At 54.0% G+C, this 25,587-nt stretch carries 21 protein-coding genes and 3 pseudogenes; 7 read left to right on the plus strand and 17 right to left on the minus strand.

The window, feature by feature from the left end:
• The first annotated feature begins 14 nt into the window (after positions 1–14).
• Entirely contained in the window at positions 15–668 is a 654-nt protein-coding gene (locus CPZ00_RS14790) for a hypothetical protein (protein WP_096391780.1), read from the plus strand.
• A gap of 33 nt (positions 669–701) precedes the next feature.
• Here the strand turns inward: CPZ00_RS14790 and CPZ00_RS14795 are convergent, their stop codons facing one another.
• Genes CPZ00_RS14795 through CPZ00_RS14805 form a run of 3 tightly spaced genes read right to left on the minus strand, consistent with a single transcriptional unit; the run spans position 702 to position 3,028 of the window.
• A complete protein-coding gene (locus tag CPZ00_RS14795) occupies positions 702–1,946 on the minus strand; it encodes a tyrosine-type recombinase/integrase (RefSeq protein ID WP_096391781.1) in 1,245 nt (414 codons plus the stop codon).
• Between the two features lie 21 nt (positions 1,947–1,967).
• On the minus strand, positions 1,968–2,495 hold the full coding sequence (locus CPZ00_RS14800; protein WP_096391782.1) for a hypothetical protein: 528 nt from the start codon (positions 2,493–2,495) through the stop codon (positions 1,968–1,970).
• Complete coding sequence (locus CPZ00_RS14805) at positions 2,492–3,028, minus strand: DUF7437 domain-containing protein (RefSeq protein ID WP_096391783.1); 537 nt, start codon at positions 3,026–3,028, stop codon at positions 2,492–2,494. Before CPZ00_RS14805 ends, CPZ00_RS14800 begins: the two co-directional genes overlap by 4 nt.
• Before the next feature lie 857 nt (positions 3,029–3,885).
• Between CPZ00_RS14805 and CPZ00_RS14810 the strand changes: the two genes are divergently transcribed.
• Both CPZ00_RS14810 and CPZ00_RS14815 read left to right on the plus strand, forming a co-directional pair.
• The gene (locus tag CPZ00_RS14810) at positions 3,886–4,881 is read left to right on the plus strand and encodes a ParA family protein (protein WP_096391784.1); all 996 of its coding nucleotides are present in this window, start codon (positions 3,886–3,888) and stop codon (positions 4,879–4,881) included.
• The gene (locus CPZ00_RS14815; RefSeq protein ID WP_096391785.1) at positions 4,878–5,321 is read left to right on the plus strand and encodes an acyl-CoA dehydrogenase; all 444 of its coding nucleotides are present in this window, start codon (positions 4,878–4,880) and stop codon (positions 5,319–5,321) included. Before CPZ00_RS14810 ends, CPZ00_RS14815 begins: the two co-directional genes overlap by 4 nt.
• Before the next feature lie 340 nt (positions 5,322–5,661).
• On the opposite strand, the gene CPZ00_RS14820 is transcribed toward CPZ00_RS14815, so the two are convergent.
• The 9 genes and pseudogenes from CPZ00_RS14820 to CPZ00_RS14860 form a co-directional block, all read right to left on the minus strand.
• On the minus strand, positions 5,662–6,891 hold the full coding sequence (locus CPZ00_RS14820) for an RNA-guided endonuclease InsQ/TnpB family protein (RefSeq protein ID WP_096391786.1): 1,230 nt from the start codon (positions 6,889–6,891) through the stop codon (positions 5,662–5,664).
• A 3-nt stretch (positions 6,892–6,894) separates the two neighbouring features.
• Positions 6,895–7,044: a DUF2080 family transposase-associated protein gene (locus tag CPZ00_RS15470; RefSeq protein ID WP_157744290.1), complete on the minus strand. Its 150-nt coding sequence runs from the start codon at positions 7,042–7,044 to the stop codon at positions 6,895–6,897.
• A gap of 233 nt (positions 7,045–7,277) precedes the next feature.
• On the minus strand, positions 7,278–7,712 hold the full coding sequence (locus CPZ00_RS14825; protein WP_096391787.1) for a TRAM domain-containing protein: 435 nt from the start codon (positions 7,710–7,712) through the stop codon (positions 7,278–7,280).
• Between the two features lie 946 nt (positions 7,713–8,658).
• Positions 8,659–9,126: a DUF6653 family protein gene (locus CPZ00_RS14830; protein WP_096391788.1), complete on the minus strand. Its 468-nt coding sequence runs from the start codon at positions 9,124–9,126 to the stop codon at positions 8,659–8,661.
• Positions 9,127–9,182: 56 nt separating this feature from the next.
• The gene (locus tag CPZ00_RS14835) at positions 9,183–10,055 is read right to left on the minus strand and encodes a CPBP family intramembrane glutamic endopeptidase (protein WP_096391789.1); all 873 of its coding nucleotides are present in this window, start codon (positions 10,053–10,055) and stop codon (positions 9,183–9,185) included.
• Positions 10,056–10,696: 641 nt separating this feature from the next.
• Positions 10,697–10,957 (minus strand): annotated as a pseudogene (locus CPZ00_RS15980) (DUF6166 domain-containing protein); the annotation flags it as partial.
• A gap of 160 nt (positions 10,958–11,117) precedes the next feature.
• On the minus strand, positions 11,118–13,517 hold the full coding sequence (locus CPZ00_RS14850) for a DEAD/DEAH box helicase (RefSeq protein ID WP_096391790.1): 2,400 nt from the start codon (positions 13,515–13,517) through the stop codon (positions 11,118–11,120).
• 2 nt (positions 13,518–13,519) lie between these two features.
• Positions 13,520–14,728 (minus strand): ribonuclease H-like domain-containing protein, encoded by a 1,209-nt coding sequence (locus CPZ00_RS14855; protein ID WP_172861890.1) that lies wholly within the window; start codon positions 14,726–14,728, stop codon positions 13,520–13,522.
• 531 nt (positions 14,729–15,259) lie between these two features.
• A complete protein-coding gene (locus CPZ00_RS14860; protein ID WP_096391838.1) occupies positions 15,260–15,607 on the minus strand; it encodes a DUF6788 family protein in 348 nt (115 codons plus the stop codon).
• Between the two features lie 806 nt (positions 15,608–16,413).
• Between CPZ00_RS14860 and CPZ00_RS14865 the strand changes: the two genes are divergently transcribed.
• A complete protein-coding gene (locus CPZ00_RS14865) occupies positions 16,414–17,649 on the plus strand; it encodes an orc1/cdc6 family replication initiation protein (RefSeq protein ID WP_096391792.1) in 1,236 nt (411 codons plus the stop codon).
• A gap of 691 nt (positions 17,650–18,340) precedes the next feature.
• A pseudogene (locus tag CPZ00_RS14870) lies at positions 18,341–18,748 on the plus strand (RNA-guided endonuclease TnpB family protein); the annotation flags it as partial.
• A gap of 431 nt (positions 18,749–19,179) precedes the next feature.
• Here the strand turns inward: CPZ00_RS14870 and CPZ00_RS14875 are convergent.
• Both CPZ00_RS14875 and CPZ00_RS16230 read right to left on the minus strand, forming a co-directional pair.
• Positions 19,180–20,180, minus strand: a protein-coding gene (locus tag CPZ00_RS14875) for an IS630 family transposase (RefSeq protein ID WP_096389541.1) whose coding sequence is annotated in 2 segments (ribosomal slippage) — positions 19,180–19,688 and positions 19,688–20,180 — 1,002 coding nt in all. Because the reading frame shifts where the segments join, the coding sequence is not laid out codon by codon here.
• 191 nt (positions 20,181–20,371) lie between these two features.
• Entirely contained in the window at positions 20,372–20,566 is a 195-nt protein-coding gene (locus tag CPZ00_RS16230) for a DUF7344 domain-containing protein (protein ID WP_449405067.1), read from the minus strand.
• Positions 20,567–20,615: 49 nt separating this feature from the next.
• Between CPZ00_RS16230 and CPZ00_RS14880 the strand changes: the two genes are divergently transcribed.
• Positions 20,616–21,616 (plus strand): IS630 family transposase gene (locus CPZ00_RS14880; protein ID WP_096391793.1). Its coding sequence is split into 2 segments (ribosomal slippage): positions 20,616–21,108 and positions 21,108–21,616, totalling 1,002 coding nucleotides; the frame shifts between segments, so codons are not numbered across the junction.
• Complete coding sequence (locus tag CPZ00_RS14885; RefSeq protein ID WP_233255194.1) at positions 21,616–22,812, plus strand: aldehyde dehydrogenase family protein; 1,197 nt, start codon at positions 21,616–21,618, stop codon at positions 22,810–22,812. Before CPZ00_RS14880 ends, CPZ00_RS14885 begins: the two co-directional genes overlap by 1 nt.
• Positions 22,813–22,894: 82 nt before the next feature.
• Here CPZ00_RS14885 and CPZ00_RS14890 read toward each other — a convergent pair.
• The 3 genes and pseudogenes from CPZ00_RS14890 to CPZ00_RS14895 form a co-directional block, all read right to left on the minus strand.
• Positions 22,895–23,714: pseudogene (locus CPZ00_RS14890) on the minus strand (IS5 family transposase).
• Positions 23,715–23,778: 64 nt separating this feature from the next.
• Entirely contained in the window at positions 23,779–24,507 is a 729-nt protein-coding gene (locus tag CPZ00_RS15475; RefSeq protein ID WP_157744291.1) for a hypothetical protein, read from the minus strand.
• A gap of 12 nt (positions 24,508–24,519) precedes the next feature.
• A protein-coding gene (locus CPZ00_RS14895; RefSeq protein ID WP_096389022.1) for an IS630 family transposase occupies positions 24,520–25,520 on the minus strand; the annotation gives its coding sequence in 2 pieces (ribosomal slippage) (positions 24,520–25,028 and positions 25,028–25,520; 1,002 coding nt in all).
• Positions 25,521–25,587: the final 67 nt, after the last annotated feature.

The raw sequence follows: 25,587 nt of genomic DNA on the forward strand, positions 1-25,587 counted from the left end.
GATCACCACCACTCATGACATTGAACTCGACTGCGACCGACGCGACTCAGGCTAGAACCAATTGGCAGGTCGACTACGACGTTGACCTGATCGAAATACGGGACCCCGTCGCGGAGGCCCTCGGCGTCCTCGAACCGGGCGACCCGTTCGTCATCACCTACATGGACGCGGTGAAAGAGGCGGGCCACTCCTGTCCGACCGCCTCGGGCGCCTACCGGATCGTCCAGCTCGGGCTCGACGCCCTGTATCCCGACGACTATCCAGTCCGGAGCGACATCGAGGTCCAGGCGGCCGGCCCGCGGGACGATGCTGTCTATGGTGTGATGAGCCGCATCATCTCGTACGTCACTGGCGCGACCGAAGACGACGGATTCAGCGGGCTCGCCGGCGGCTACGGCGACCGCCGCGACCTCCTCGTCTTCGACGCGTTCGATCCGGACACGGCGGAGCCGACGTTCCGGTTCCAGCGAACCGACACGGACGAGACCGTCGAGGTGACCTACCACGTTAGTGACGTTCCTGACGGTGGACCTGCAATCGGGAATCTTCAGGGGATTCTCGACGGATCGGCGAGCGACCAGCAACGGGCGGCCTTCGCGGAGGCGTGGCACCGCCGGGTGCAGGTCGTCCTCAGCGACGACTCGCTGTTCACCGTCAAAGCGGTGTGAACGCGACGGTCTACCCCTCACACTCGGAATAAGTTACTGCCGTACGCTATCGATCTCTTCGAGCGCCTCAGTAGCGACATCACCGAGTTCTCCCGCCTCGATGTGTGAGTACCGCTCTCGAACCATTTCTTCAGAATTATCCAGATACCGGGCCGCCACCGTGTACCCGAACGCGCGGACGAGGACCTCACCCATCCCACGACGGCCGCCGTGCGGAGCAAGATAGTCGTGTTTCGGGTGGTCGATATCGATCTCGGCAGCCTCTGAGAGTCGCTGAAGAATCGACCGTGCGCCGTCCGTCGTGATCGACGGCGGCCGAATGTCCTCATCGAGCGCCAGCAGCAGGTCGCGAGTGTACTCCGCACGGCGTTCAGTGATTGCTTCTGGGCGTTCCCCTCGTTCGGCTAGCTCTTCCCGGACGAGCTCCGCGAGCGTCCGTTGGTCGAACGTCGGAAACACCGGCCACCGCTCCGTCGGCGGGTCCATCAGCTGCCGATAGCTTCGCAGCGGTGAAATCACCGGATCGGGGAGACTGGCAGCGTCCCACTGCTGTTTCTTTCGGTAAACGTCCATACTCCCGTCGTCGAGGGACAGATCCTCCCAGCGGACGCCACGCCGGCGCGGATCGTTTGGGTCCCGAAGGAGTTCCCCAACGCGGACAGCTGTGTACGCGAGGACGAACACCAGAGCCCGGTCACGAGCCGCCTTCAGCGCCGCGTAGCGTCCTCGCTGCTTGTCGAGGGGGTCAGTATCCTCCGGGAGTGTCGTGTACGCCTCGACGGCGTCGCGGGCCCGTTCGTCGACGTGGCGGGTGAGGGCGTGGCGCTGTTCGGACGTCCAGGCCTGTTGGTCTCCGGGCTTTCGGCCGTCGTCCTCCGGCAGTGGCGCCATCGCACTCGCTCGCTGCGCGTAATGCGCTTCGAGATATCCCTCGTTGACGCACCAGCCACACCACGCAGAGATATAGCGGTAATAGGTTTGTACCGTGTTCTGCTTGAGTCCCCGATCACCGACGAGATGCCGGGCGTACTCCCGGAAGACCCGTTCATCGAGGTCCTCGAAGGTTGGTTCACGGCCAACGTTGTCGGGGGAAATTCCGGTCCAGTGATTGGCACCGCGGTCACCAGCGGCCCACTCGGCGAACCGCTCGAGCTCGCGCGCAGCGTTGCGTCGATAGTTCCCGCCGTCACCACCTCGGCCTTTTCCCTTGTCCTGGAGGTACCGCTTGAAGCTTTCCACAAGAGCGTTTTCGGGACGAGATGAACGATCTTCAATCACCAGTCCTCACCTCGATGTGGATCATTTGAATTCGTTGGCCGTGATAGTCTCGAGATATTCGACGCTGACGTACCGAAATTCGATCCGGTCGCTGAATCCATATTGAGGGAGGAGCGTCTCGGCCGCGTTTCCTGCAGGTTTGTCGGTCGTCAAGAGAACGACGTGCTCCGCCTCCTCGGAGTCGAGCAGCTGCGCAGCAAGCCCGATAAGCGCCGTATCCGCTTTTTCGATACTGTCTTCGTCGCGGTCGGTCTCGTTGGCGATGAATCGACGCGCTTCGTCCATCACCGTCGAGACGAGTGGATTGGCGTAATCGAGTTCGTCGGCGACGACGATCCAGCCCTCCTCGAACCCATCGGGGTAGGGGATATTCCCCGAGGGATACGCGTCGGCTGCGGGATCGCCCCCGAGTTCTTCGTAGACGCGCTGGGGGATACGCAACGAGACACCGATCTGTCGAACTGATCGGCGAAGCCTTTGGAATTTGTCGTTGTCCGGCCCCCCACACCGGACGAAGATGCCAGTATCGGCGATGTAGACCGTCGTCATACGGCCGCGTCGGCGTACTCGGTAGCAACGGGTTCCAGCGCCTGGAGGATGATCTCCGCCTCAAGCGGCGAGAGGTCGAGTTCCCGGGCCGCAATCCGATGGTTGACCGAGCCGTCGACGTACTCGTAAGCGTACTCGAGGACCACAGCGAGACCATCCAGACCGTGGCGCTCGATGTAGACGTCAATGTCCTCGTCCTCGTCGCGGCGAGCAACAGCTGCGATAAGCGCCGGCGTGATCGTTTGGGTCTCGCCATCCGTCGAGAGCGTGAGTGCAATCGACTCGGCGTCGTATTCGTACGGGCGCTGCTCATGAGTTTTCTCCACTAAGCCAGCGGTTTCGAGGTTTTGAACGTAGTCGTAGGCGGTCCCCTGTGGGATGTCGAGTTCGTCGACGATTTCGGAGACGGTAACAGGCCCGTCCTGCAAGATGTGGGCGTACAGCTGAGCGAGTGCCGGTGTTTCGAGGAGATCGACAACCGTCTGCAGCTGCTGGATGGGTGGTCGACCAGGTCGAGGAGGTGAGTGGGCCATCTTGGTTATGAATTATAGATAATTCGTGATAAGACTTCTGGCAATGGGTCGGAACTCGCAACCAATCCAATACTCGCAGAGAGACAGGTGCTTTCAGCGCCCCAACCCCAGGGGAAGCGCCGTCGTGAGGTGTTTGTAGCATTCGTGCTTCACCGACGGCGGCGGGTTACTTCAATTTGGTCGTGATTATTGGGGTAATCAGGACCAACTTAATATACGTCGAATATGCCGCAAAACACAGGTACAAGCCCTGAAGTCTCTCTATCTGTGATTATAAATTATATACCGCTATACAGAATATGTGCTAGCCAAGTTACTGTGTCAAAAAACGCATCCCCGAGGAAATCGGCTTGAAATTGGGAGACTGAGTCAAGATCCACTCTGCTGCTTGCTCGCTCGCTGCTGCGGGCTGTGCTATCATTAAGAACGAGACTCCACCTGCACAAATTGAGTGATAAGTACAGCTCGGGTCCGTTCTATCAATCCTCTCTATGAATGAATCGCTAGTTGACTCGATCGCCCTTTACCACTGTCCGAGGCGGTCTCTGTCACATAAGCCTATAACGTCACCCTGTAACAAGTGCCCATAACGTACATCTGTTACAGAATCCTATAACAGACATCTGTTACAGATACTATATAGAATCTAAACCTCGCATCTGTTATTGATAATCTAGCAATTCAACACAGACATCTAGTACAGATAATCGAAACAGATATTCGTTACAGACGATCTAGCCACATCCAATACCGCAATCCAGAAGGGTTATAGAAATCTGTAACAGATGTCTGTAACAGACATCCATCCCGAACGTCTGACACAGATTTATGTTATGGGAAGTGGAATATCGAGTCGTATGATCACGGCTGTTGTCTACTCGGAATCGGGCGGAACGTACAAAACCACCATGACTGCCAACATTGCGGTCGCGTTAGAGCGAATGGGCCAAAGAACCCTTGTACTGGATCTCGATCCACAGGAAGGGAATCTGACCAGCCTTTTTGACGTCGGTGCGCACCGGAATGATCCGGACGCAGACAATCTGGTCAAGCACATCCTCGATATGCCGGATGGGAACTTCCAGGATCTAATTGAAACGACGGCCGAAGGCGTCGACATCATCCCAAGTCACGATATGCTTGGTGACTTCACGTCGAATCTGGAACAGAAAATCTCCTACGAGACAGGGATGAAGAATATGAGTCGCGAAGAGTACCCCCGGTACGAACTGCTGTACGATCTACTCTGGAACGAGCAAAAGTTACACGAGGAGTACGATGCAGTTCTAATCGATCCAAACGCACGGGCTGAAGACTTGCTATACAATGCAATCTACGCGCTACGCACGCTCGTCGCGCCGGTCAAGCCAGCCGGAAAGGGTAATCTGAGCTTGGAAGGACTAGAGGAACTCGTCGGGAATATGGAGAGTCAATTGGATATCGAGATCGGACTGTCCTGTGTCGTCCCATCAGGTGTGGGTCAAACGAATGCCCACCAGCAATACCAACAACAGTTCGAGGACACCGAGGCATTTGCCACCCCGGTCACCATCGGGAATCGAGAAAGCCTTATGGATGCTATGTGGGAGGCCAGAGGGTCAGCATTCAAGGTGATCGAAGAGCGATGGAAAACCTTCGAGAAAGATGGCAAGATGGTCAGTGAACCCGGCCAACGACGAGTGCGTGATAGAGAAATCGAGACGCTACAGAAATTGTATGAACTCGCTTGGTTCATCGCGACCGAGACGTTCGACGCCGACGTCGATCCAGTATTGGAGCTGGATATTCGGGATCACGAGAAGAAGATCATCAACCTCCGAGAGGCTGACACAACGGAGGTGACAACTGTATGAGCAATTTCAAATCCGGCTCGGGAAATCTTGATTTCGGAGAGGGAGACGAAACTGATGGGGAAGACAAGCCCCCTGTCGAAACGACGGAGACGCAAACGGAGAAGGAAAAGTCCGAAGCAAAACCGACGGGACAGACCACCCAAACCTCGTCAGTCTCAAGTACTACAGAAGAGTCAACAAGCGATTCTCCAGTCGAGGAATACCCATACTTCGTCCGGCGGAACAACGTCGGCGACGAACGCGACACACGACTCGAGATCCATGTTCGAGACCAGATCGCAGAACAAGAAGCTGAGTTCCGAAATAAGCTTGCCAACCAGCTCGGAGTGAACGAGGTCTCAAAAACGGACGCTCGAGAGTTCGCCCTTCTCGCCGCGTTTCACCATCCCGAGCGTGTCGCGCAACTGATGCAGGACGAAGGATTTGGTTCCCTCGGTTGACGCACTCCAGCGGCTAAGTGGAGGAGGGTATTATGAGCGCGCCCGAACCATCGATTCGAAGTGTAATTCTTGGAGCCGTCCACACCCGCTCGGACGCTACCAAATGTTCACCGATGCCGCGGACTGTTTTCAGCTCTTCACACGTTTCTGTACCTACATTCAGAACGAAGATCTATGGTGTCTTCGATCGTCTCAATAATGTAACCACTAATTGAGTCAAACCGATCGAAAAACAGTCGCCAGGCCCCACGACTCATCCTCAGTTTGTCTCCCAACCGTTTGTAGTAGGCGGGAAAGGACAATCAGAACCGCTACTGACGGAATAGTGAACTACCCCACCCTACTCGCTCACGGCTGACGCCGTTCGCTCCTTGAGGGTAGGGCTTCCTGCTTCCACGACACGCTTTGCAGATACGGGTGTATCCACAGGGAGCGCAGTCTCCACAGGCATTGATTCGGAGTATCCCACACCTACTTCTTCGAGACCGCGAGAAAGAATATTCCACGCCGCATTCGCGTCCCTATCCGCCTCGAACCCACACGAGGGGCACGAGTGTTCACGAACCCACAGCGGTTTGTCTGTCTTGACGCCACAGGACGCACACTCTTTCGTCGTATCTTTCGGATCAACTGCGGCGAAGTGCGTGCCTTCGCGCTCACACTTGTATTTGAGCATCCCAAGGAATGTCCCCCACGCCGCGCCTGCCCGGTTTCGGGAGTTGCCCGTCAGTTCGACCAGTCCCTTCGCGTCCAAGGCCTCAACCGCCACGAGGTCGTACTCGGTGGCGTAGTAGTTCGAGAGTTTGTGCAAGAAGTCTCGCCGCTTGCGCTTCAGGTCGGCGTGACGTTCGGCCACGACCTGCCGTTGTTTCTCCCAATTCGCAGAGCCGTGTTCCTTCCGCGAGAGATTGCGTTGGGCACGTTCCAACCGCTCGCGCTCGTCGGAGAAGTCCGGTGACTCGACAGCGGTTCCATCCGTATCGTGGGCGTACTTGAGAATCCCTACGTCGATACCAACGACTTTCTCGGGCGTCTCTGGTTTCTCAGGCGTGTCTTCGTCCACGTCGATGCCGAACGTGGCGAACCACTCGCCCGTGGGTTCTTGTTTGACCGTGACCTGTTTGATGGTCGCGTTCTTGGGGATGTCTCGGTGGAGGTGAATCGGAACCTCACCGATTTTGCTCAACCACAACACGGGCCGACCACTCGTATTCTTGAGTTTGAAGCCGGACTGGTTGTAGGTGAGCGACCGATACTCCCGAGGTGGTTTCCACTTGAGCATTCCCACGGCGCGTCCGTTCTCCTTCTGCGCTTTGAGCGTGGAGAGATTGTCGTAGACCCGCTTGACGACCATCTGCAACACTTTTGAGTGAACGCCAGTCAGGTCGCCCCACCACGTTTTGAGGTCGGGGAGTGTGCCCTGTACCTCGTAGCGAGCAGGAATGTCGTCTGCCTCGTTGAGCAGGTAGAGGACGTGATTGTACAGTTGTCTACAAGTATCGACTTGGTGTAGAAGTGTCTCGGTGAGGGTGTCTGACGGGTTGAGTCGATACTTGTAGTTGTAGTGCATAGATTATTCGTTTGAGTCGGGTTCGGAGACTCGCACGACCTTCACGTCGGCTCCGCGCCAACGTTTGGGGACGATGACGTGGGCGCTGTTCCCCGACGGTTTTGCGGTTCCGTCGAGGACTTCTTCGCCCTCGATTTCAAACCTATCCATCATCAATGTATAGACTATGGATAGACATAAAGGTAGCGGTGGGCCTGTGAGTCAAGCGATAATACACTGCGCACCCGGATGACATCTTCAAAAAATGCGTGATCCAGCGGACCGTGGATAACTACAACTGCTTTCTTCTAACCGATCAGGCAGCCGTGAAAGATGCCGTTACGAATGGAGCAACTCGTCTTACAGAGACAGACCTGGAAAATCCCTTCTGAGCTGCAGGGGAGCTGTTAGGTTTCTTGTGAGTCGTCTTCAACAACACTGGCGAACGCAACGTTTTCTTGCACCTGTTCGATCTCGACGATTGGTTGTTGGCCTGGTTCACTCCCAGGGACGATCACGACGTATCCGCGTTCGACTTTTGCGATACCGTCTCCTTGGTCGCCAATTGTCTCGATCGTCACGTCACGTATCTCACCCTCAGCGACTGGTGGGTCAGGAGAGTGCTGTTGATCCGTTTGCTGTGTTCGAGAAGACTGCGGTGAATCCTGCTCAGTAGATGATCTCGCGGGAGGTGTATCGAGAATCGCAACGCGATACGTTTGGTCGACTGTGACGGCGTCGTGAGTGACTTCCTCCACTGGGATTTCGACGACATATCCACCATCGCGTTCCTGAACAGTTGCGCTAAAGACAGATCGAAGCGAGTTTGGAATCTTGACCATCAGATATTCAAGTATTCCGGCAGTCGGGGACTTAATTCCGCAGGAAGTGCTAACTGGGAGATCTGTTTTCCAATCCCCCAGATGTGTTGAAACCCAGAAAAATTGATAGCGTTGCGTTCTGGACATCAGTACGGGCATTACTATTGTGTCTATGGCGTGTTAGCTACGAGTATGGATATTCCACGCCAAGTTTCGAAAGAACTGTTTCGAGAACCGTCTGGTGGCCGATCATCGCTTGCAAGTACAGGATTCGGGCTGTTGGTACTCGGGATAACACTGAGTGGGATACTCTCCACTGAATTATGGCTTGCACCGAGATTTGCGCTTCTCGGTTGTGCTTTCCTCTGTATGGGAGTCGCAGAATTGGTTCCGTCTGGTCAACGCCGAGTAGCCGCGCTATTTCGAATCGCCACAGTGGGTTGGTTTCTCTTGTTTGGCGGGATCACCATTCTCTCTGTCTTGCAGAACACAACAGGATAGAATCGGCTGATAATAACCTTCTACTTTCGAACCACATATCACTCAGTGCAGGTAGTACATCAGTGGCGCACTCACCCAATTCAATGAAGCGGTTGACACGTTAATCGTCAACGACCTCACCACTGACCGGCGAGAGGAAGCCACGCGGTTATCCCAAATCAACTGAGAACCATTGTCCCGTCCCGAGGACCCGTTACTCCAAATTTCCCAGGCCGGGTTCCACACGTCAGCCTGTAACGCTTTCGAACACTCGATCGAGCAATTCGACACTATCATCGACATCGTCCTATACGGAAACGTCGCAAGGGGGAACCGCTGATCGGTGAAGCGACATCGACCTCTTAGCCAATCGAGGATGGCCAGATAGTCAATCAGCGAGCCCTGAATACGATTCGGCAAGATCTCGAGAAGAAGGAATTCGATGAGAATCGCTACACATACGACATCAATGTCGAAGCCCTGCCAATCATCTCGAACTACGTTCAAGACATCCAGGAGATAGCGTTTTCTCAGCGTCATACCGGCGGACAAGTGCCGCAACATACCACAGTTTCAGGGCCATAGAAACGATACCGGCAAGCACCGTTGCACGTGGACGTTGCCGATACGCAGCGACGAATGCGTATCCTGCCGCAGGGATATTGAGTACGTTGAGAACGTTCGGATAGGACAGATCGAATATGGGCTGTGCGTGTTCTGTCGTCCACCACCGTTCAGCCAGTACAACCCGAGTCATCCACGCCTCATTATCTGCTGGCGGGGCAAACAAAACCGGGTTGATTACGGTGAAGACGACGGCCGCAACAGCAACTCGCCATCGCCGCTGATACATAGCATACAGAAGTACTGGAAAAACAAGCGTTCGACTCCACCCGCTTTTCGGGTTCGAATGCCGGTTCCAAAACAGTTCGCTGAATTCGTTACTCCGTTCCATACCTGATGAAACTCCTACTCGAAAATACCTAAGTACACGTATCGGTTGGCTGGACATCACTTGTTGTGAATCGATGCGGAATTACCCGTGTCGTGGGCGAACTCACGAGTTAACGACGGCGCTCCAATCAGTGCGATGCCGACAGCAGCGAGTCCGAACGCAAGAACACCCGCAGCCCCGACCGGACTAGCGACTAATTCACTGAGCACAGCCTCATCTGAGACGGCATAAGCAATCACGAGTCCGGCAGATCCGTTAAATACCCCGTGAAGTAACGCCGCTGCAAGCACGGACTCCGAGCGGATGACGAGGTATGTGTAGACTGGCGAAAAAGAGATACAGGCAATTATCATAGCAACAACCCCGATTGCTGGGAACGAGGGATAGTTGTAGCCGGCAACGATGACCGGCGCGTGCCAGATACCCCAGAGCGCACCAATAGCCACCGACGCTTTCCAGAACCCCAACGGAGCCAACTCCCACAGCAGATATCCCCGCCAGCCGAACTCTTCACCGAAGGCGAACACTGCGTTCACGGTTGCCCCGAGTCCAAGTACGAGGCCGAACGTCGCTATCACACCGAGCACTCCCGACGGCAATGCGAGCCCTGGTGTTGGATTGGCAGCCGGATCAAACCCGACACCAGGGACGGCCACCGCGATGAGGAGTGTCAACCCCACAAGTGGCAACGCAACTACGGCAGCCACAGCAAGCCATCGCCATCGGCCGGTTCGCAGCCCAACCGCTGAGAGTGGAATATCTCGACGGAGACAAATAACGAGTCCTGCGAGCATTGGAGAGAACATATATGCTGGCGCAAGCGCGATCGGACTCAACGCGGTGATTTCGGAGACACCATAGAGTGCGACGGCGGAGACGCCGAGAATACCGACAAAGAGTGTGAGTCGGCTTCTATCAGGGCTTGTCATTCGGCATCACCATATAGGACAACACAACCCCACCGGTAATAAGGAATAATCCCATCACGGTGTCCTACCCGACAATTGCTGATAGAGCATCCAGACTGTAACTACACCAGCGAAAATGACTGCAAGAATGACGTCGTCGTCGACGAGCACGTACGCAACTCAGCCTGAGAGCTTGTCCATACCAGCGCCGGTATTACTATGAGCACCCGGTCAGCGCTGTCCCGAGAGATGAGCTCGTCGATGACGATGCTGGCTTCGATGGTCCTCCCGAGACCGACCTCGTCGGCGATGAGGTAGTGGTGGTCATAGGAGTTGAGGATCTCATAGGCGGTCTGAACCAGGTACGGTCGAACTCGATGCGGTTGCTGGTCAGCGAGGGGAACCAGTCATCTTGTAGACGGAATCTTACCGAATCGTCCGCTCGCGTATGTCGAAGTGGTGTGTCTGGCTGGCCGGCTTGTGAGCCAGCTGTGCTCCAGCGAACACGTCCGAATGGACAAATACCACGATGAGCAGCTATACGATATCCTGAGCGCTCGCTCGACCGCGAAGCTCATCTCCTCGAGATCGACCGTTGTGATGTCGACGTCCTCCGGTGACGGCGTCTCATCAGCGACGTCGATATCCCGTGACCAGGTATCGACCGAGATGTCGCTGGTCGGGAACCGCCACTCGTCGCCGTCGAGCTCCTCACGAAGGTATGCTGCGAACTCCTTGTAGTGGTCGAGCGCGATGTTCTTTGTCGCCGAATCGGCCAGTAGTGCGATGGCGAGCTGATCGATGCGGGCCTCATCGGCTTCTAGTCCCCAGTCGAACCCACCAGGAGCACGGCGAAGGACGTGGAGATGCTTGTCAAGCACGTCGCCATCGGGGCTGTACACCAGCTGTCCACCCATACAGCGCTCGCCACAGTATGCGCGACCAGCAGTCTTCGGTACTCACCCTGCCGGTGGCCGTGGTCTTGTGGTCGGGTTTTTCACGTTTGTTGACATTTCAGAGTCGTCAGGATACTCCGGACAGACAATCGGTTCGAGGAGGCAAAACACGCGAAGGATCTCATTCTCAGAGCTGGTTAATCAGATTGTCCAGTACAAGCAATGTTGCCTCAGTATGGAGGAACCGGTTCTGGTTCCCACATTGAGAGTCCATTATACACGCAGGACAGCCACTCGTTCCGTTACAGTCACACTGGCTAACTCGCTCACGAGTCCGTTCAGCGATCGTCGCTGTTTGGTGGAAGATTCGTTTGCTAAAGCCAAGCCCTCCTTCGACGGCGTCGTGGATGAACCACGTTGGAGCACCCGTCTCCGGATGAGCGATAGTACTCAAGCCGCCAAGGTCGGATTTGTCCATCCGCAGTTCGAGCGGTGTGAGCTTGATCATTCCGTGTTCGGCGCCGTGGAGGCCACCACCAAAGACCTCCATTATGTCGCCGTCCGTCAGCGTCGAAGAATCTTCACCCGTGATCTCGCGAAGGACGTCATCCTGCAGTGACGGTGGAGTTTCGATCCACATCAACTGTGTATTGAGTTCGATCGGCGGAAGACCCGTGGGTCGTAACGGTTGAGTCGCTGAGCCAGAATGGATGTCCTTCCGCCGAAAGTGGGTATAATGGATCTCGACGGTACCCGTTCCCCAGGAGAGCTGGTATCCGTTCCCGAGATCTCGGGTTGCCTCGGGAACGATATTACGGACGGTCTTTTCGGAGATCGTCTCGGTATACGCGTTCGTCCGAACCTCTTCGACGGTGATGTAGGGGTTCGGAGCGTCTTCGACGAAGTCAACGACCTCGTACTGGACCCCGTTGTGGAGAAAGAGCGCTCCTTCGTGATGGTCTCGATATGCTCGTTCACGGTCGATCGGCTCCATATCGATGTCCCGATCCCGACAGCGGACGTCGAACTGGATATCCGAGGACGTATACATCGAAATGTCGGATTGCGGTCGCGGAGATCCGGTATAGCGGACGCTTCGCGACAGATCACCTGCGAGTTTTCTGGCATCGATCCACATCTCGACAGCACGATCGAGGCGATCCCCATCGAACCACTCCCGATCGGCGGCCGTCAGCGGGTGTTCCTGTGCAGCACACAGGATATGTTGTGCGTAGACTGGGTTGTTTTCGAGCCCGATGACGGCATCCTCGATCGCATCTCCGAGAACGTACGCTGGATCATCGAGGATGTACTGGTCGATCGCGTCTGCACGAGCAACGAACACCGAGAGGGCATCAGAATCGCCTCGGCCGGATCGTCCGATCTGCTGCCAGAACGACTGGCGGGTACCCGGATAGCCAGTAAGTATCGTTGCATCCATCGAACCGATGTCGATCCCGAGCTCGAGGGCGTTCGTCGACGTGACGCCGTCAAGTTGCTCGCTCTTGAACTGGTATTCGGTTCCACGACGTGTCTCCTTCCCCAGGCCGGCGTGGTACGGCTCGACGTTTAGATAGCCGGAGTTGGGGTGAGAACTCGCCGCGTTACCGGCGTATTTCGCTCCAAGCTCCGCGTTCTTCCGACTCCGAGTGAACATCAGCGTCTGGATGCCGTTGAGTCCAAGATGCGCAAGAACGGAACTCGCTTCACGTACAGGATTCGTTTGCGCCTGTTGAAACTCCTCGAAGTCGGCATCAGGACCCAACATCCCGTCGTCGACGGGTGGCTTCCAGAACGCGATATCACGCTTACCTCGAGGCGAGCCGTCTTCATCAACGACGGTAAACGATTTCCCGGTTAGTCGCCGCGAGTGTTCAGAGGGATTCCCGATCGTCGCAGAGGTACAGACGATCTGTGGGTCACTGTCGTAGTGTTCAAGGATCCGTCGTAATCGGCGTATCGTCCACGCAACGTGCATCCCGTGGACGCCCGTGTACGTGTGGGATTCGTCGATCGCGAGAAGGTCACAGTTCGCCCAGAACGTGTGCCATCGCGTGTGGTGTGCCAAATAGACGTTGACCCCAACGAAGTTCGTGATGATGACGTCGGCCGTCTCGCGAATGTGTTTTCGACGATCCTGAGGGGTATCGCCGTCGTATACTCGAACGGAAATATTCAATCCTAGCGTGCTGAAGAAGTCGTTGAGTTCCTGTTCCTGATCTCGAGATAATGCCTTCGTCGGGTAGACGAGAAGTGCCGTCGAATCCGGATCCGCGAGATAGTTCCGAGCAATTTGAAGGGCATAGACGTAGGTTTTCCCCGAAGACGTCGAGGTCGCGACACAGACGTCATCGCTATCTGCCAAGTGACGGAGGGCAGAAGCCTGGTGGGTGTAGAGATCGCCCAGAGACTCACTGACCGAGTCAGCGAGCCCAGCATCGAGTACTTCGTGCGGATCGACGTATGCACCGGCTTGTGCAGAAACGGATTCGGCGTGTTGTAACTGACCCTCGTACTCTGGAAACGTTCGTTCGAGTCCTCGAGCAGTAATTGGGGCGGATTCCGGCGGGTCTGGATCTGAGCTCATAGTTACCAATCAGAGAGGCGTTGCTGTGTGGTTGTTTCCGTGGTATCGCGGGATGGCTCGTCGGTCGATATGATACGGTTACTCTTCTCGAGTGACTCATAGATCATAGCGAGTCCGCGGACGTCGTCTTCGCAGTAGGACTTGAATCGGTCCCAATCCGGCTCCGTTGACGAGGATCGGTCCGCCATCCATTGTTGATACGTTCGGGCAACTGCAGCTCCAGTCAACCCGGTTTCGTCACGTTCGTAACCAAGCGCTGCGGCGACGTCTTCGAGTTTATTCGTTCGACCAGGGAGGATTGCGTTCTTCTTCTCAACGGCCCACCGGTAGGGATCGAAGCGATAGGTACTGTTCCAGTCGTCCTCGTAGTGTGGACAATACTCGATGATGTGGTCGTGGATAACGCTGAAGTCGAACTTCCAGCCACGGTACGCCACGAGAGGACGATGGCTCGCGTTCGCCGTGTACCACGCCAAAAAGTCCTCGAGCGCCCGTCCTGGCTCATCAGGGTTCGTCTGGGTGAACGACAGATATCGGCCGTCCGCAGCTGTGCCATCCAGGACACCGATAAGCCACGTGATCGTCGGAGAGAGCCCATCCGTTTCGATGTCGATGTACACGGGATCTCCGTTCGGAAGCGGGTCGTCGGACTTGCGTACGATCTCGTCGTGAGCGATCGCCGTTGCGCTTTGCTGGATTCGGCCAGCGATCGTCTGCCCGAGTCCGGGAAGATCAGACAGCGAACTCGTTGACGTAGTGGCGATATCTTCGCGACTTGTGAAACCTGCTTCTCGGAGCTGTTGTGCGCGTTTACCTCCGACCTGATCCAACGCTCGAAGCCCTAGTTGCGATCGATTCACTGAGCGCGTGAGCACACGTCCATCATCACGACAATCAAGAGCGACGAGAGGAGTGCCGGCATATCCCGAGTCGAACCCTCCACCAATGACGGTGAGGCCATCCCACTCACGGCGATAGTCGGCTGGAAGGGACGCCGAGATGTGGACGTACTCTCCCTCGAGCTGGCTCGTTTGAAGGGATGAGACGTACTCTTCGCGACCGACGAGCGTGGTCGAGAGTGATGTCGTGTCCACATCCAGTTCGAGGAGTCCACTCAGGACGAACGATGGCTGATCGACGTCGAGGTCCTGATATTCATACTCACGAAGTTCGCGAACGGACTGTTCGGTCGGTGCAAGTACGAACTGCACGTCATCGATACGACGTAGACCACTCGTTGGTACGTTACTCGCAGGATGGTACAGGAGGGTTTCCGAATCAAGACGTCGACGAAGACGACTTGCAGCACGCGGTGCTGGAGAATCTCCCGTTAAGAGGACGATCGACGGGTCATAGTAGGTAAGCCAGTCGTCCAGCAGTGATGGCTCAGCCCGCTCGACGAACTGTGGAGATGCACACGCGATACGAGTGGTAGCAGGCGTCGACATTTCTGGAGGGAGAGTGTGCTCATCGGTACGGCGGCCACCGTCTTGAGTGTCCGGTTCCGTGAGCTGTTTTGGAGTCGCCGTGGCCGCAAAGATACGATGTGCCTCCGCTGTTTCCGATGGAGTGGTTGCCGGAGCAAGATATCGCGCGGAGGAATGACTGCTTCGTCTTCGAACTGTCTATCGAAGGTGGGTGGACCGTCGCGACGAGGGCTATCAGTCATAGTTCTCCAAAATATATCTTTCTCTGAACAAAGAAAATGTATAGTCATCTGTGTAAAGCGGGAGTGAAGTAGTTCACGTATCTTCTTCCGAGATCGGACCGTGATACTTCCACTTGAGGCTATCTCCCCGTCGACGAACGGTGTACTTGTAAGGACCATGCAGTTCGCCTGACTGGCATTTGCAACTGTCTTTGCCACAGCTGACTTTCTTGATCACGACCGTCCCGTCGCTCGAGTCTTCAACTGCTTCGATTGATTCATTCTCGTCGACGTCGATGTCGTCGGCGTCGACGTCTTGGCGGTACGCGAGAAGATCGTCGATCCACGCTTGGAGCTCGTGGAGAGTCGGATCGTCCTGTTTGGGAACTCCCTCGGCGAGATACTTCGGGAGCGAATCAGGGGCAGGTGGTTGGGTCGACATCATCTTACCAAACAATAGACGTGGTAATAATTAAAAATTAGGTAAGATTGAAACAGTACCCCCTCCGTCGTTTCCGGAGCTATACCAATTGAGACGGCTCATATCGCGGGTTATACAACTATTAGATTTCTTCGGATACAGTGGTAAATCGGTGGGGTTATCTCGTCAGACTTTCCGAAAATGTCCTCGAAAGACTACTGTACACTCCACCGTTTCCGAAGCTTTGTACGAGCTGTATCTCCAAACGATGTGCGGGAAGAAGAACGGCTGAGACGAGTTGAGTTCTTCCTTGGACAGTGACGTAGGATTTCGTACGAGACGCTGACGATGTTTCCGTGACGATCGGAATGTTCTCGACCTGACGTCTTAGTAACCCTCCACCGTTTCCTAAGCTATTATCGACGACGGATGACGAAGACCCTCACTCCACTGTTTCCTAAGCTATCGTTTAGAGAAAGAGGATGCGTACGTAGGATACAGAAGATATTGCCGGGGAACGTCGAATCGTCTCTGATCCTAATATAATAAAATAAATATATTGTATTTATTACTATTCTTTTCTAAGGTACTGCGGATACTGTTTCTAGCATAGTGTCTTAATACTTTCTCTTAATAAATGAGTTCGTTAGAGGGGGTGGGGTACGTTTCAACAATAGCTTAGGAAACAGTGGAGTGAGTGTGTTATAAAAAGAAAGGCAGCTTAGGAAACAGTGGTGGGGTATTTGTTTATATACTACAGAGCTTGGGACGCTTCGGAAACTAAGGAAGCGGTGGCTTTATTGTATCGTGGTGTGAGGGCACGTTTTATGGGGATGTTTCAGCGAGATCGTCATGTGTTTGCGGATGCTGAACCCCTTGACGACTCCTACGAGCCGGAAGACATCCGTGAACGCGACGAGGAACTCAAGAAGTACAAGCGTGCCCTCCAACCGATCATCGACAATCGCCCGACGTCGAACATCTTTCTCTACGGTAAGACGGGGACGGGAAAGACCGTCGCGACGAAGTTTATGCTCTCCCACCTCGAGGATGATGCGACCGAGTATGACGACGTCGAGCTCTCGACCGTCTGGGTCAGCTGTGAGAACCTCTCATCATCCTACCAGGTAGCGGTTACTCTCGTTAATGAACTCCGAGGGAGCAAGGACAAAGACCGCATCAGTACAACGGGGTACTCCCAACAACGAGTCTTCGATATTCTATACGAAGAACTCGATGAATTCGGTGGAACTGTCGTGATCGTCCTCGATGAGATCGACAATATCGGTCACTCCGACGATATCCTCTATGGCCTCCCTCGAGCACGATCGAACGGCTACGTCGAGGATGTCCGACCGGTGATCGTTGGGATTAGCAACGACTTCCAGTTCCGAGAAAATCTTTCACCGAAGGTCAAGGACACGCTGGCTGAAAAAGAGATTCTCTTTCCCCCGTATGACGCGAACCAACTCCGATCGATCCTTAATCCGCGTGCTGAGAAAGCCTTTCACGACGATGTCCTCAATGACGACGTCGTCCCACTTTGTGCGGCATTTGCTGCACAGGATACGGGTTCGGCACGCCAAGCGATCCGGCTTCTTCGCGAAGCCGGCGAGCTAGCCCAGGCGGACGATACGGAAGCCGTTACTGAGGATCACGTCCGGGACGCCCAGGACGAGCTCGAAAAGAACCAACTCTACGAGGGGATGCAGGAACTCACGACGCAAGGCCATGCAGTGCTTTGTGCGCTCGCATACCATCAGGCGATTGGTGAGGTTCCAGTGCGATCTCGTGACCTGTACCAACGATATGTGAAAATCTGTGAACGTCTCGACGCTGATAACGTCAGTGAACGCCGTGTTCGCGATCACCTCTCCGATATGAATATGCTCGGGCTCATCAGCGTGTACGAACGGAACGAAGGACTTTCCGCTGGTCGGTATCATGAATACGAGCTCAACGTTCCGTTGAAGGCTGTTCTCGAGGTTCTTCTTTCAACAAACCGCTTTGAAGAACCCGCGAACATCATCCAGTCGGCGGCTGATGATAACAACCTCTTGTAGACCGATATCTCCGATTATTGAATCTCATTTACAGATTAATGATGTAGTTGAGATAACAATTTTAATTGATTGTTTGAACTGGAAAAAGCTCCGGAAACGGTGGAGGGGGTTGGTTCTCGTGAAGCTTCGGAAACAGTGGAGGGAATGGATGTTGTGACTCGAAGAGCTACCTCAGCTGGTGATCTCAGTCTGCGATTGAGTCGAACAAAGCTCCGGAAATGGTGGAGTGGTCCAACCTCCGAAAGCTCAGGAAACAGTGCTGTAGTTCGGTGGAGCAAATCGTACGGATGAACGAATATCGACTTACGATTTCTGAGTGCCACCACACCACTCCGTCAAGTGAAAACCGGATTGAGGGCTTCTCTACCAGTCGATATCTGATTCAAATCACAAAAAATATGATCGGTTCTTATCTAACAAAACTAATCGAATAACCAGGCAGTTGTTTGGTAAGAAAATCCCTTCAGAGACGTTGTAATCTTGGCTCTCTGTGGTATCACGAATACCCGGGTCCTCCGATAATCATATAGCGAAAAGCTCCGGAAACAGTGGAGGGTGTCTACAGGCGAAGCAGGTCGAGTGCCTCGGGCCTTGACCCCGAGAGTGAAGGCCGTAAACTCGGTTGAGCATTCACTTTCACCGTGGGTGGCCGATATTCAAGAGAGATGGACTACGGTATTGAATTAGAGGAATGGCCTCAGAGCAGCCTCTCGTGAAGACGCTGGATTTCCAACTCGACATCCAGAGTGACAACGAGAGTCTGCTGCGTGACGCTTGCCTCGAATCGCGCTCAGTGTACAACAAAACGATCCGCCTCGCCAAGCAAGGCGTGGATTGGGACACGATTCCCGGCCGTATGGCCGACAACGCTACCCTCGTGAAAAACACGACACAGCGCATCGTTGCCAAAGCACTTGGTGCGATGGAGAACTACTACGAGTACGAGGACTTCGGCCAGCCAAGCCACACAAAGGACGGCGCGTACCCGCTTCGTGCGAACTACGAGGAAGGGTACAATATGTCACTCACTGACGGCGGCGAGGTGGCGTTCCGAATCAGCGCGAAGCCGTACAACCACGTCAAGGGTACTCTCGAAGGTCTTGTCGGAAGACGATATCGTCCGGAACTACAGAGAAGTCAGGACAGATTAGAAGTCTAGAGCGGTTTCCTCACTATCATCCGAGGGAAATAGGACATCGAATGCAGGATGCTTGTAGAGTATCTCGCGGCACCCACGGCATCGTGTGAATAAGGATTGGTCAGCATCCCAAAAATCAGAACGCATTACGACCGCAGAATCACGTGATCCGTAATGTCCGCCAGATACTGAAAAATGGTTGAACTCAAGTCCTCCACACTCCGGACAGGGGTCATTCATATTTTCCCAGTCTTCCCGCTTGACGCCGGAAATTGTCTGTTCGTTCCCGTCTTGATCGATAACTTGTATCGAGAGTCTCATTGAAACTCGCCTCCGCCCATAGCGAGGCGAAATAAAATGACCGTGTCAGTCGACCGTGGCTATAGTAGACATTAGAAATAATTGCTCACTTTTGGGAGCGACAGCTGGTCAAGAGCGGTATCGATCGCCGTCGTGAGTTCATCGAGCGAGTCAAAGAATCGGTTGCTCAGAGCGTCCTGGAGTTGTCGCCAGCACTCTTCGACAGGATTGAGTTCCGGCGAATACGCAGGTAACGTGACGAAGGCGAGGTCGTCACGGGCCGCCAGGTCCGTGACGGCCGACGCCTGGAAGTACGACGCCCCATCTAGCACGACGATCAAGTCTTCTTCAAATTCTTTGCATAACGCGAGAATGAAATGTTTTGCGTGGTCGGCGGTGACGTACTCGGTGAACCGCGAGAAAAAGCAGTCACCGTTTTCGGTGACTGCGCCGAGTAGACACGTCCAGTCACGTTGGCCAGAGAGTTCGACGCTCGGCCGCGTGCCGCGCGGAAACCACGCGGCACGCGGCTCGACCTGGACAGATTTTTTCGTCTGATCGATACAGACTACTGTGGCGTCCATCTCCGCTCGCTTTTTTTGATCTCGTCGTGGAACTCTTCTTGGTCGGATTCTTCAGATTCAGCGGCTGTACGTCGAGGTTTTTGATAGCTGAGTCCAGCTTCTTTCAGCAACCGCCGACAACTCGGGGCAGAGTACTCGACGCCGTAGGTTTCTTCGAGAAATTCCTGAACGAGCGCCGGCGTCCACGCCGGCGCGTCGATCCCAACTTCCTCGGGCGGTTCATGAACAGTTCGTTCGAACTCTTTTTGCTGTGATTCTGAGAGCTTTCGTTTTCTCCCAGATCGATGAGCATCAGACACAGCTTGCTCAAACGGTTCGTCCGTATCAAGTCGCATTAACCAGCTGTAGATCGTTCTTCGCCCGGTATCGTGCCACTCTGCAAGTTCGGTCTGCGTTACACCGTTTTTGTACGCAATCGCCGCTAACAACCGTTGAGTCGGCTTGTTTCCGTCAACATTGTCGAGGGCGTCTTGGAGTTCTTCGACGGAGATCTCGTCGAGATGATCCATTGAGTATAGCAACAGTCTTTGAGCGGAAAGTTCTAACGATTACTATAGCACACGGACGTCTGAAGCTGAGTGTCGCTCCCCTGGTTACGATCACCGTGCTCGCAAAGGAATTCATCGGCGATCTGATCAGCAGGGCCTTCGAGTACCTCAATTAATACTGATGCAGCGAGGAGGGGCGTATTCATACTCATTCACCGATTTGGAGGTATAATTCGAGCAATCGCAATCAGGAGCACATACTCCTCAATACGCGGAGTGACTGTTACGACTTTCGCGCGGTCGTCGTATTCAATAATACCGTATTTGGCAAGCTTTGGCAAGTGGTTCTGAATTAACCCATTATATACTGATTCATAATCTTCGGTAGTGACTTCTCGTGGTGAAATCCTATAGTAATCGTTAGAACTTTCCGCTCAGAAATTGTTGCTATACTCAATGGATCATCTCGACGAGATCTCCGTCGAAGAACTCCAAGACGCCCTCGACAATGTTGACGGAAACAAGCCGACTCAACGGTTGTTAGCCGCGATCGCGTACAAGAACGGTGTAACGCAGACCGAACTTGCAGAGTGGCACGACACTGGGCGAAGAACGATCTACAGCTGGTTGATGCGACTTGATACAGACGAACCGTTTGAGCACGCTGTTTCTGATGCTCATCGATCTGGGAGAAAACGAAAGCTCTCAGAATCACAGCAACAAGAGTTCGAACGAACTGTTCACGAACCCCCCGAGGAAGTCGGGATCGACGCGCCGGCGTGGACGCCGGCGCTCGTCCAAGATTTTCTCGAAGAAACCTACGGCGTTGAGTACTCTTACCCGAGTTGTCGGCGGTTGCTGAAAGAAGCTGGACTCAGCTATCAAAAACCTCGACGTACAGCCGCTGAATCTGAGGAATCCGACCAAGAGGAGTTCCACGACGAAATTAAAAAAAGCGAGCGGAGATGGACGCCACAGTAGTCTGTATCGATCAGACCAAGAAATCCGTCCAGGTCGAGCCGCGTGCCGCGTGGTTTCCGCGCGGCACGCGGCCGAGCGTCGAACTCTCTGGCCAACGTGACTGGACGTGTCTACTCGGCGCAGTCACCGAAAACGGTGACTGCTTTTTCTCACGGTTCACCGAGTACGTTACCGCCGACCACGCGAAACATTTCATTCTCGCGTTATGCAAAGAATTTGAAGAAGATTTGATCGTTGTGCTAGACGGAGCGCCGTACTTCCAGGCGTCGGCCGTCACGGAGCTGGCGGCCCGTGACGACCTCGCCTTCGTCACGTTGCCTGCGTATTCGCCGGAACTCAATCCTGTCGAAGAGTGCTGGCGACAACTCCAGGACGCTCTGAGCAACCGATTCTTTGACTCGCTCGATGAACTCACGACGGCGATCGATACCGCTCTTGACCAGCTGTCGCTTCCAAACGTGAGCAATTATTTCTAATGTCTACTATAGCTACTATTGAGAGTCATGATCAGGGAAAACCGTTCACACAGGCTCGCAGCGATATTGAAGATGCAGCTCGATATTTCGAGTATTATGCGGGGGCCGCCGATAAACTCGAAGGCGAAAGTATTCCGGTCGGAAAGAAGAGTCTCAACCTGACCACACGAGAACCATACGGAGTAAGTGGGCAGATTATCCCCTGGAACTTCCCACTGAGTATTACCGCCCGCGGAGTTGCACCGGCACTGGTAGCAGGAAATACGGTTGTTGTAAAACCAGCACCGACAACGCCACTCTCTGCGCTCCGCTTAGCCGATATCTGTTCGGATGCTGGCGTCCCTGACGGGGTCGTCAACATCGTCACGGGCGGAGCAGAACCGGGTGTCGCACTTTCTTCGCACACCAGCGTTGACCAACTCACGTTTACTGGGAGCGTGTCCACCGGAGAAGCGGTGATGCAATCTGCAGCTGAAACGATAACTCCAGTCACGCTCGAGTTGGGCGGAAAGAATCCCGCTATCGTGATGTCTGATGCTGATCTCGATGACGCTTCGTTCTGGATCGCGAAAGGAATTTTCACGAACGCTGGTCAAATTTGTTCGGCAGCTGATAGAGCAGTTGTTCACGAATCGATTTACGACGAATTTGTCGACCGGATCGTTGCCCGGGCAGAATCGTACACACTCGGCCCCGGCAAAGAGGATCCGGATATGGGTCCGCTCAACCATGCCGAGCACTTCGAGTCTGTCTTGGATTACGTTGAGATCGGCATAAATGAGGGAGCAACGCTCGAAACAGGTGGCGAACCACTTGATCGTGATGGATATTTCCTCCCCCCGACGGTATTTTCTGATGTTGATAACGACATGCGAATTGCGCAGGAGGAGATCTTTGGTCCTGTCCTTACAGTGATCCCGTTTTCCGACCGTGAGGAAGCGATTGAGATCGCAAACGGTGTCGAATTTGGCCTTACTGGCGGTGTATTCTCTCGGGACATTACACAAGCGTTGAACGTCGCCAGAAATATCGAAGCGGGCAGCGTCTATGTAAACGAATGGTTCGGCGGGTCCATCGAAACACCGTTCGGTGGAACGAAAAAGAGTGGAATTGGTCGTGAGAAAGGGTTCGAAGCACTCGATTCGTATCTTCAAACGAAGAGCATCTCCGTAAACCTCGATAAGAGAAATCGGTAAGCACTCGTCTTAGGTAAAATAATCGGTCTTCTGATAGCCTTGGAAAACTTGCTTCGATAGCTGTACCATCTGTATTGACCGTTCAGAGTGACCAGTCTACATTATGAACGAGACAGGCGATAGTGAGTTCACGGAACTGTTTCCACCAACGCCGTGAGCGAACAAACGCACCGTACTTCCGCTTGAGCGTCGAGTTTACACTCTCAGATTGACTCCGTTGGCCGTAGAGATCAGCGTCTAAGCGAGCGTTCCATGCCTTGTGGAGCGCTGTGAACTCACGGTGCTTAATCAGTGGGCGAACCCCGTGGTGGCGGGCAAGTCGTCTGATTTTCTGGTCGTCATAGCCTTTGTCACCGAGCAGGATGTCAATATGCTCGGGATTGCGCTCGATCAACGACGGGGCGATCTGGCTATCGTGTTTTCGTGTCGTCGTTATGTGTAGATCGAGAATTGCGTTCACCTTCGTATCTACCAACAGCGTTTACTTTGAGCTGCTGAATCGTGAGCTCAGCCCGTTTCGTGTAGTGTTTTGAGGCGTGACTCCGGTCGAACCCTGACGCATCAACTCCAACGATTCCACTCGTCGGAAGGAGCGTCGCTGAGAGAGTCAATATGACACAGACAGCCATGTCAAGCCGGTTAAACGCCTTACAGAGCGTTGATGGCGTAGGCAGTTCAACTAATCCAAGAGCGCGACGGATGCGTGACATCTCGATCAGTTCGTCAAGCAGGCCACGGTAAGTCGTGTTCTTCCGAACTTTGAGACACAGTAGAACAACGTGCTGCGGGAGTGTATAGCGGTGTTTTGAGAATTTCGAGGAGTATCGAGAGACGGCCCGGCGTGCCAGATGGATCGCCTTCTCAGTAAACCGGAGAATCTGCGACTTCGGGAGGGACTTCATCTCGTGGAATTACAGGCCGAATATGTAACTCTCTAAGGATTTCAACAGAGCCCATCATATCTCACTACGTCCTTAGTCGACTGTAGATCTCAAAAACTCGAAGTATCACTCGTGTCCCCCAATTCAAATCCTCTGGGCTTGGATTGAGTACATTCAGGTCTGACTCTTTTTTCAATCGCCTTCCTACTCCGGGATGATGACCTTCTCCGAGAACAACGACAGCTTGATCGTGTTTCTCACTTCTGTTTGTGATCTCTTCTGCCATAGTCTCCTCGCGTGCATAGTTTGCGACTGTGAGGAGAGCAATGAGAAGAATATAGCCGCTTAGGAGCAACACGGTACCGTATTGGATTGCGTTCCACACGGTTAACGGAGAAGGCCAAATGAGTACCGTAATCCCAACCAGAGAACCCCAGTTGAGAATTCCCCATACTATTCGGTTGGTGTGGATGTATTGGCTGAGCGGCTCTTCGTCGATCTCGTGCCACTCAACGTTATGACGAGAAGTTAGGTTTTGAACGAGTTCTACATCTCTTCCCGTCTCCCCGCCGCTGATTTTCGACTTTATTCTTCCGTGTATTTCAACGGTGATGTAGATGTGGAAGGTGATGGCAGCAGCCAGTAGTGGTGCAATTGGTACGATATCAAGGATAGAAATGATCTGCTCTCGGGAGGTTGATTTCTTAGCCCCCTCAGCAAAAACGATATCTAGATTGTCGAGCTGTTCTTCAATTCGTTTTTCACGCTCAGCAATGCTGTCAACGTGGGTTCCTGAAGAAATCCAGATATCCATATATAGTAAACATTAGAAATAATTGCTCACGTTTGGAAGCGACAGTTGATCAAGAGCAGTATCGATCGCCGTCGTGAGTTCATCGAGCGAGTCAAAGAATCGGTTGCTCAGAGCATCCTGGAGTTGTCGCCAGCACTCTTCGACAGGATTGAGTTCCGGCGAATACGCAGGCAACGTGACGAAGGCAAGGTCGTCACGGGCCGCCAGATCCGTGACGGCCGACGCCTGGAAGTACGGCGCTCCGTCTAGCACAACGATCAAGTCTTCTTCAAATTCTTTGCATAACGCGAGAATGAAATGTTTTGCGTGCTCGGCGGTGACGTACTCGGTGAACCGTGAGAAAAAGCAGTCACCGTTTTCCGTGACTGCGCCGAGTAGACACGTCCAGTCACGTTGGCCAGAGAGTTCGACGCTCGGCCGCGTGCCGCGCGGAAACCACGCGGCACGCGGCTCAACCTGGACAGATTTTTTCGTCTGATCGATACAGACTACTGTGGCGTCCATCTCCGCTCGCTTTTTTTGATCTCGTCGTGGAACTCCTCTTGGTCGGATTCCTCAGATTCAGCGGCTGTACGTCGAGGTTTTTGATAGCTGAGTCCAGCTTCTTTCAGCAACCGCCGACAACTCGGAGAAGAGTACTCGACGCCGTAGGTTTCTTCGAGAAATTCCTGAACGAGCGCCGGCGTCCACGCCGGCGCGTCGATCCCAACTTCCTCGGGCGGTTCGTGAACAGTTCGTTCGAACTCTTTTTGCTGTGATTCTGAGAGCTTTCGTTTTCTCCCAGATCGATGAGCATCAGACACAGCTTGCTCAAGCGGTTCGTCCGTATCAAGTCGCATCAACCAGCTGTAGATCGTTCTTCGCCCGGTGTCATGCCACTCTGCAAGTTCGGTCTGCGTGACACCGTCCTTGTACGCGATCGCAGCTAACAACCGTTGAGTCGGCTTGTTTCCGTCAACATTGTTGAGGGCGTCTTGGAGTTCTTCGACGGAGATCTCGTCGAGATGATCCATTGAGTATAGTAACAATCTTTGAGCGGAAAGTTCTAACGATTACTATAGTTTGATATGGGTTATTCTG

The organism is Halopenitus persicus (assembly GCF_002355635.1).
Classification (GTDB): Archaea; Halobacteriota; Halobacteria; order Halobacteriales; family Haloferacaceae; genus Halopenitus; species Halopenitus persicus_A.

What these genes read in the sequence shown, in the direction of transcription:
- CPZ00_RS14790 (WP_096391780.1), top strand. Translation starts at nt 15, where the DNA reads ATGACATTGAACTCGACTGCGACCGACGCGACTCAGGCTAGAACCAAT.
- CPZ00_RS14800 (WP_096391782.1), bottom strand. Translation starts at nt 2,495, where the DNA reads ATGACGACGGTCTACATCGCCGATACTGGCATCTTCGTCCGGTGTGGG.
- CPZ00_RS14805 (WP_096391783.1), bottom strand. Translation starts at nt 3,028, where the DNA reads ATGGCCCACTCACCTCCTCGACCTGGTCGACCACCCATCCAGCAGCTG.
- CPZ00_RS14810 (WP_096391784.1), top strand. Translation starts at nt 3,886, where the DNA reads ATGATCACGGCTGTTGTCTACTCGGAATCGGGCGGAACGTACAAAACC.
- CPZ00_RS14815 (WP_096391785.1), top strand. Translation starts at nt 4,878, where the DNA reads ATGAGCAATTTCAAATCCGGCTCGGGAAATCTTGATTTCGGAGAGGGA.
- CPZ00_RS14820 (WP_096391786.1), bottom strand. Translation starts at nt 6,891, where the DNA reads ATGCACTACAACTACAAGTATCGACTCAACCCGTCAGACACCCTCACC.
- CPZ00_RS15470 (WP_157744290.1), bottom strand. Translation starts at nt 7,044, where the DNA reads ATGATGGATAGGTTTGAAATCGAGGGCGAAGAAGTCCTCGACGGAACC.
- CPZ00_RS14825 (WP_096391787.1), bottom strand. Translation starts at nt 7,712, where the DNA reads ATGGTCAAGATTCCAAACTCGCTTCGATCTGTCTTTAGCGCAACTGTT.
- CPZ00_RS14830 (WP_096391788.1), bottom strand. Translation starts at nt 9,126, where the DNA reads ATGGAACGGAGTAACGAATTCAGCGAACTGTTTTGGAACCGGCATTCG.
- CPZ00_RS14835 (WP_096391789.1), bottom strand. Translation starts at nt 10,055, where the DNA reads ATGACAAGCCCTGATAGAAGCCGACTCACACTCTTTGTCGGTATTCTC.
- CPZ00_RS14850 (WP_096391790.1), bottom strand. Translation starts at nt 13,517, where the DNA reads ATGAGCTCAGATCCAGACCCGCCGGAATCCGCCCCAATTACTGCTCGA.
- CPZ00_RS14860 (WP_096391838.1), bottom strand. Translation starts at nt 15,607, where the DNA reads ATGTCGACCCAACCACCTGCCCCTGATTCGCTCCCGAAGTATCTCGCC.
- CPZ00_RS14865 (WP_096391792.1), top strand. Translation starts at nt 16,414, where the DNA reads ATGGGGATGTTTCAGCGAGATCGTCATGTGTTTGCGGATGCTGAACCC.
- CPZ00_RS14885 (WP_233255194.1), top strand. Translation starts at nt 21,616, where the DNA reads ATGTCTACTATAGCTACTATTGAGAGTCATGATCAGGGAAAACCGTTC.
- CPZ00_RS15475 (WP_157744291.1), bottom strand. Translation starts at nt 24,507, where the DNA reads ATGGATATCTGGATTTCTTCAGGAACCCACGTTGACAGCATTGCTGAG.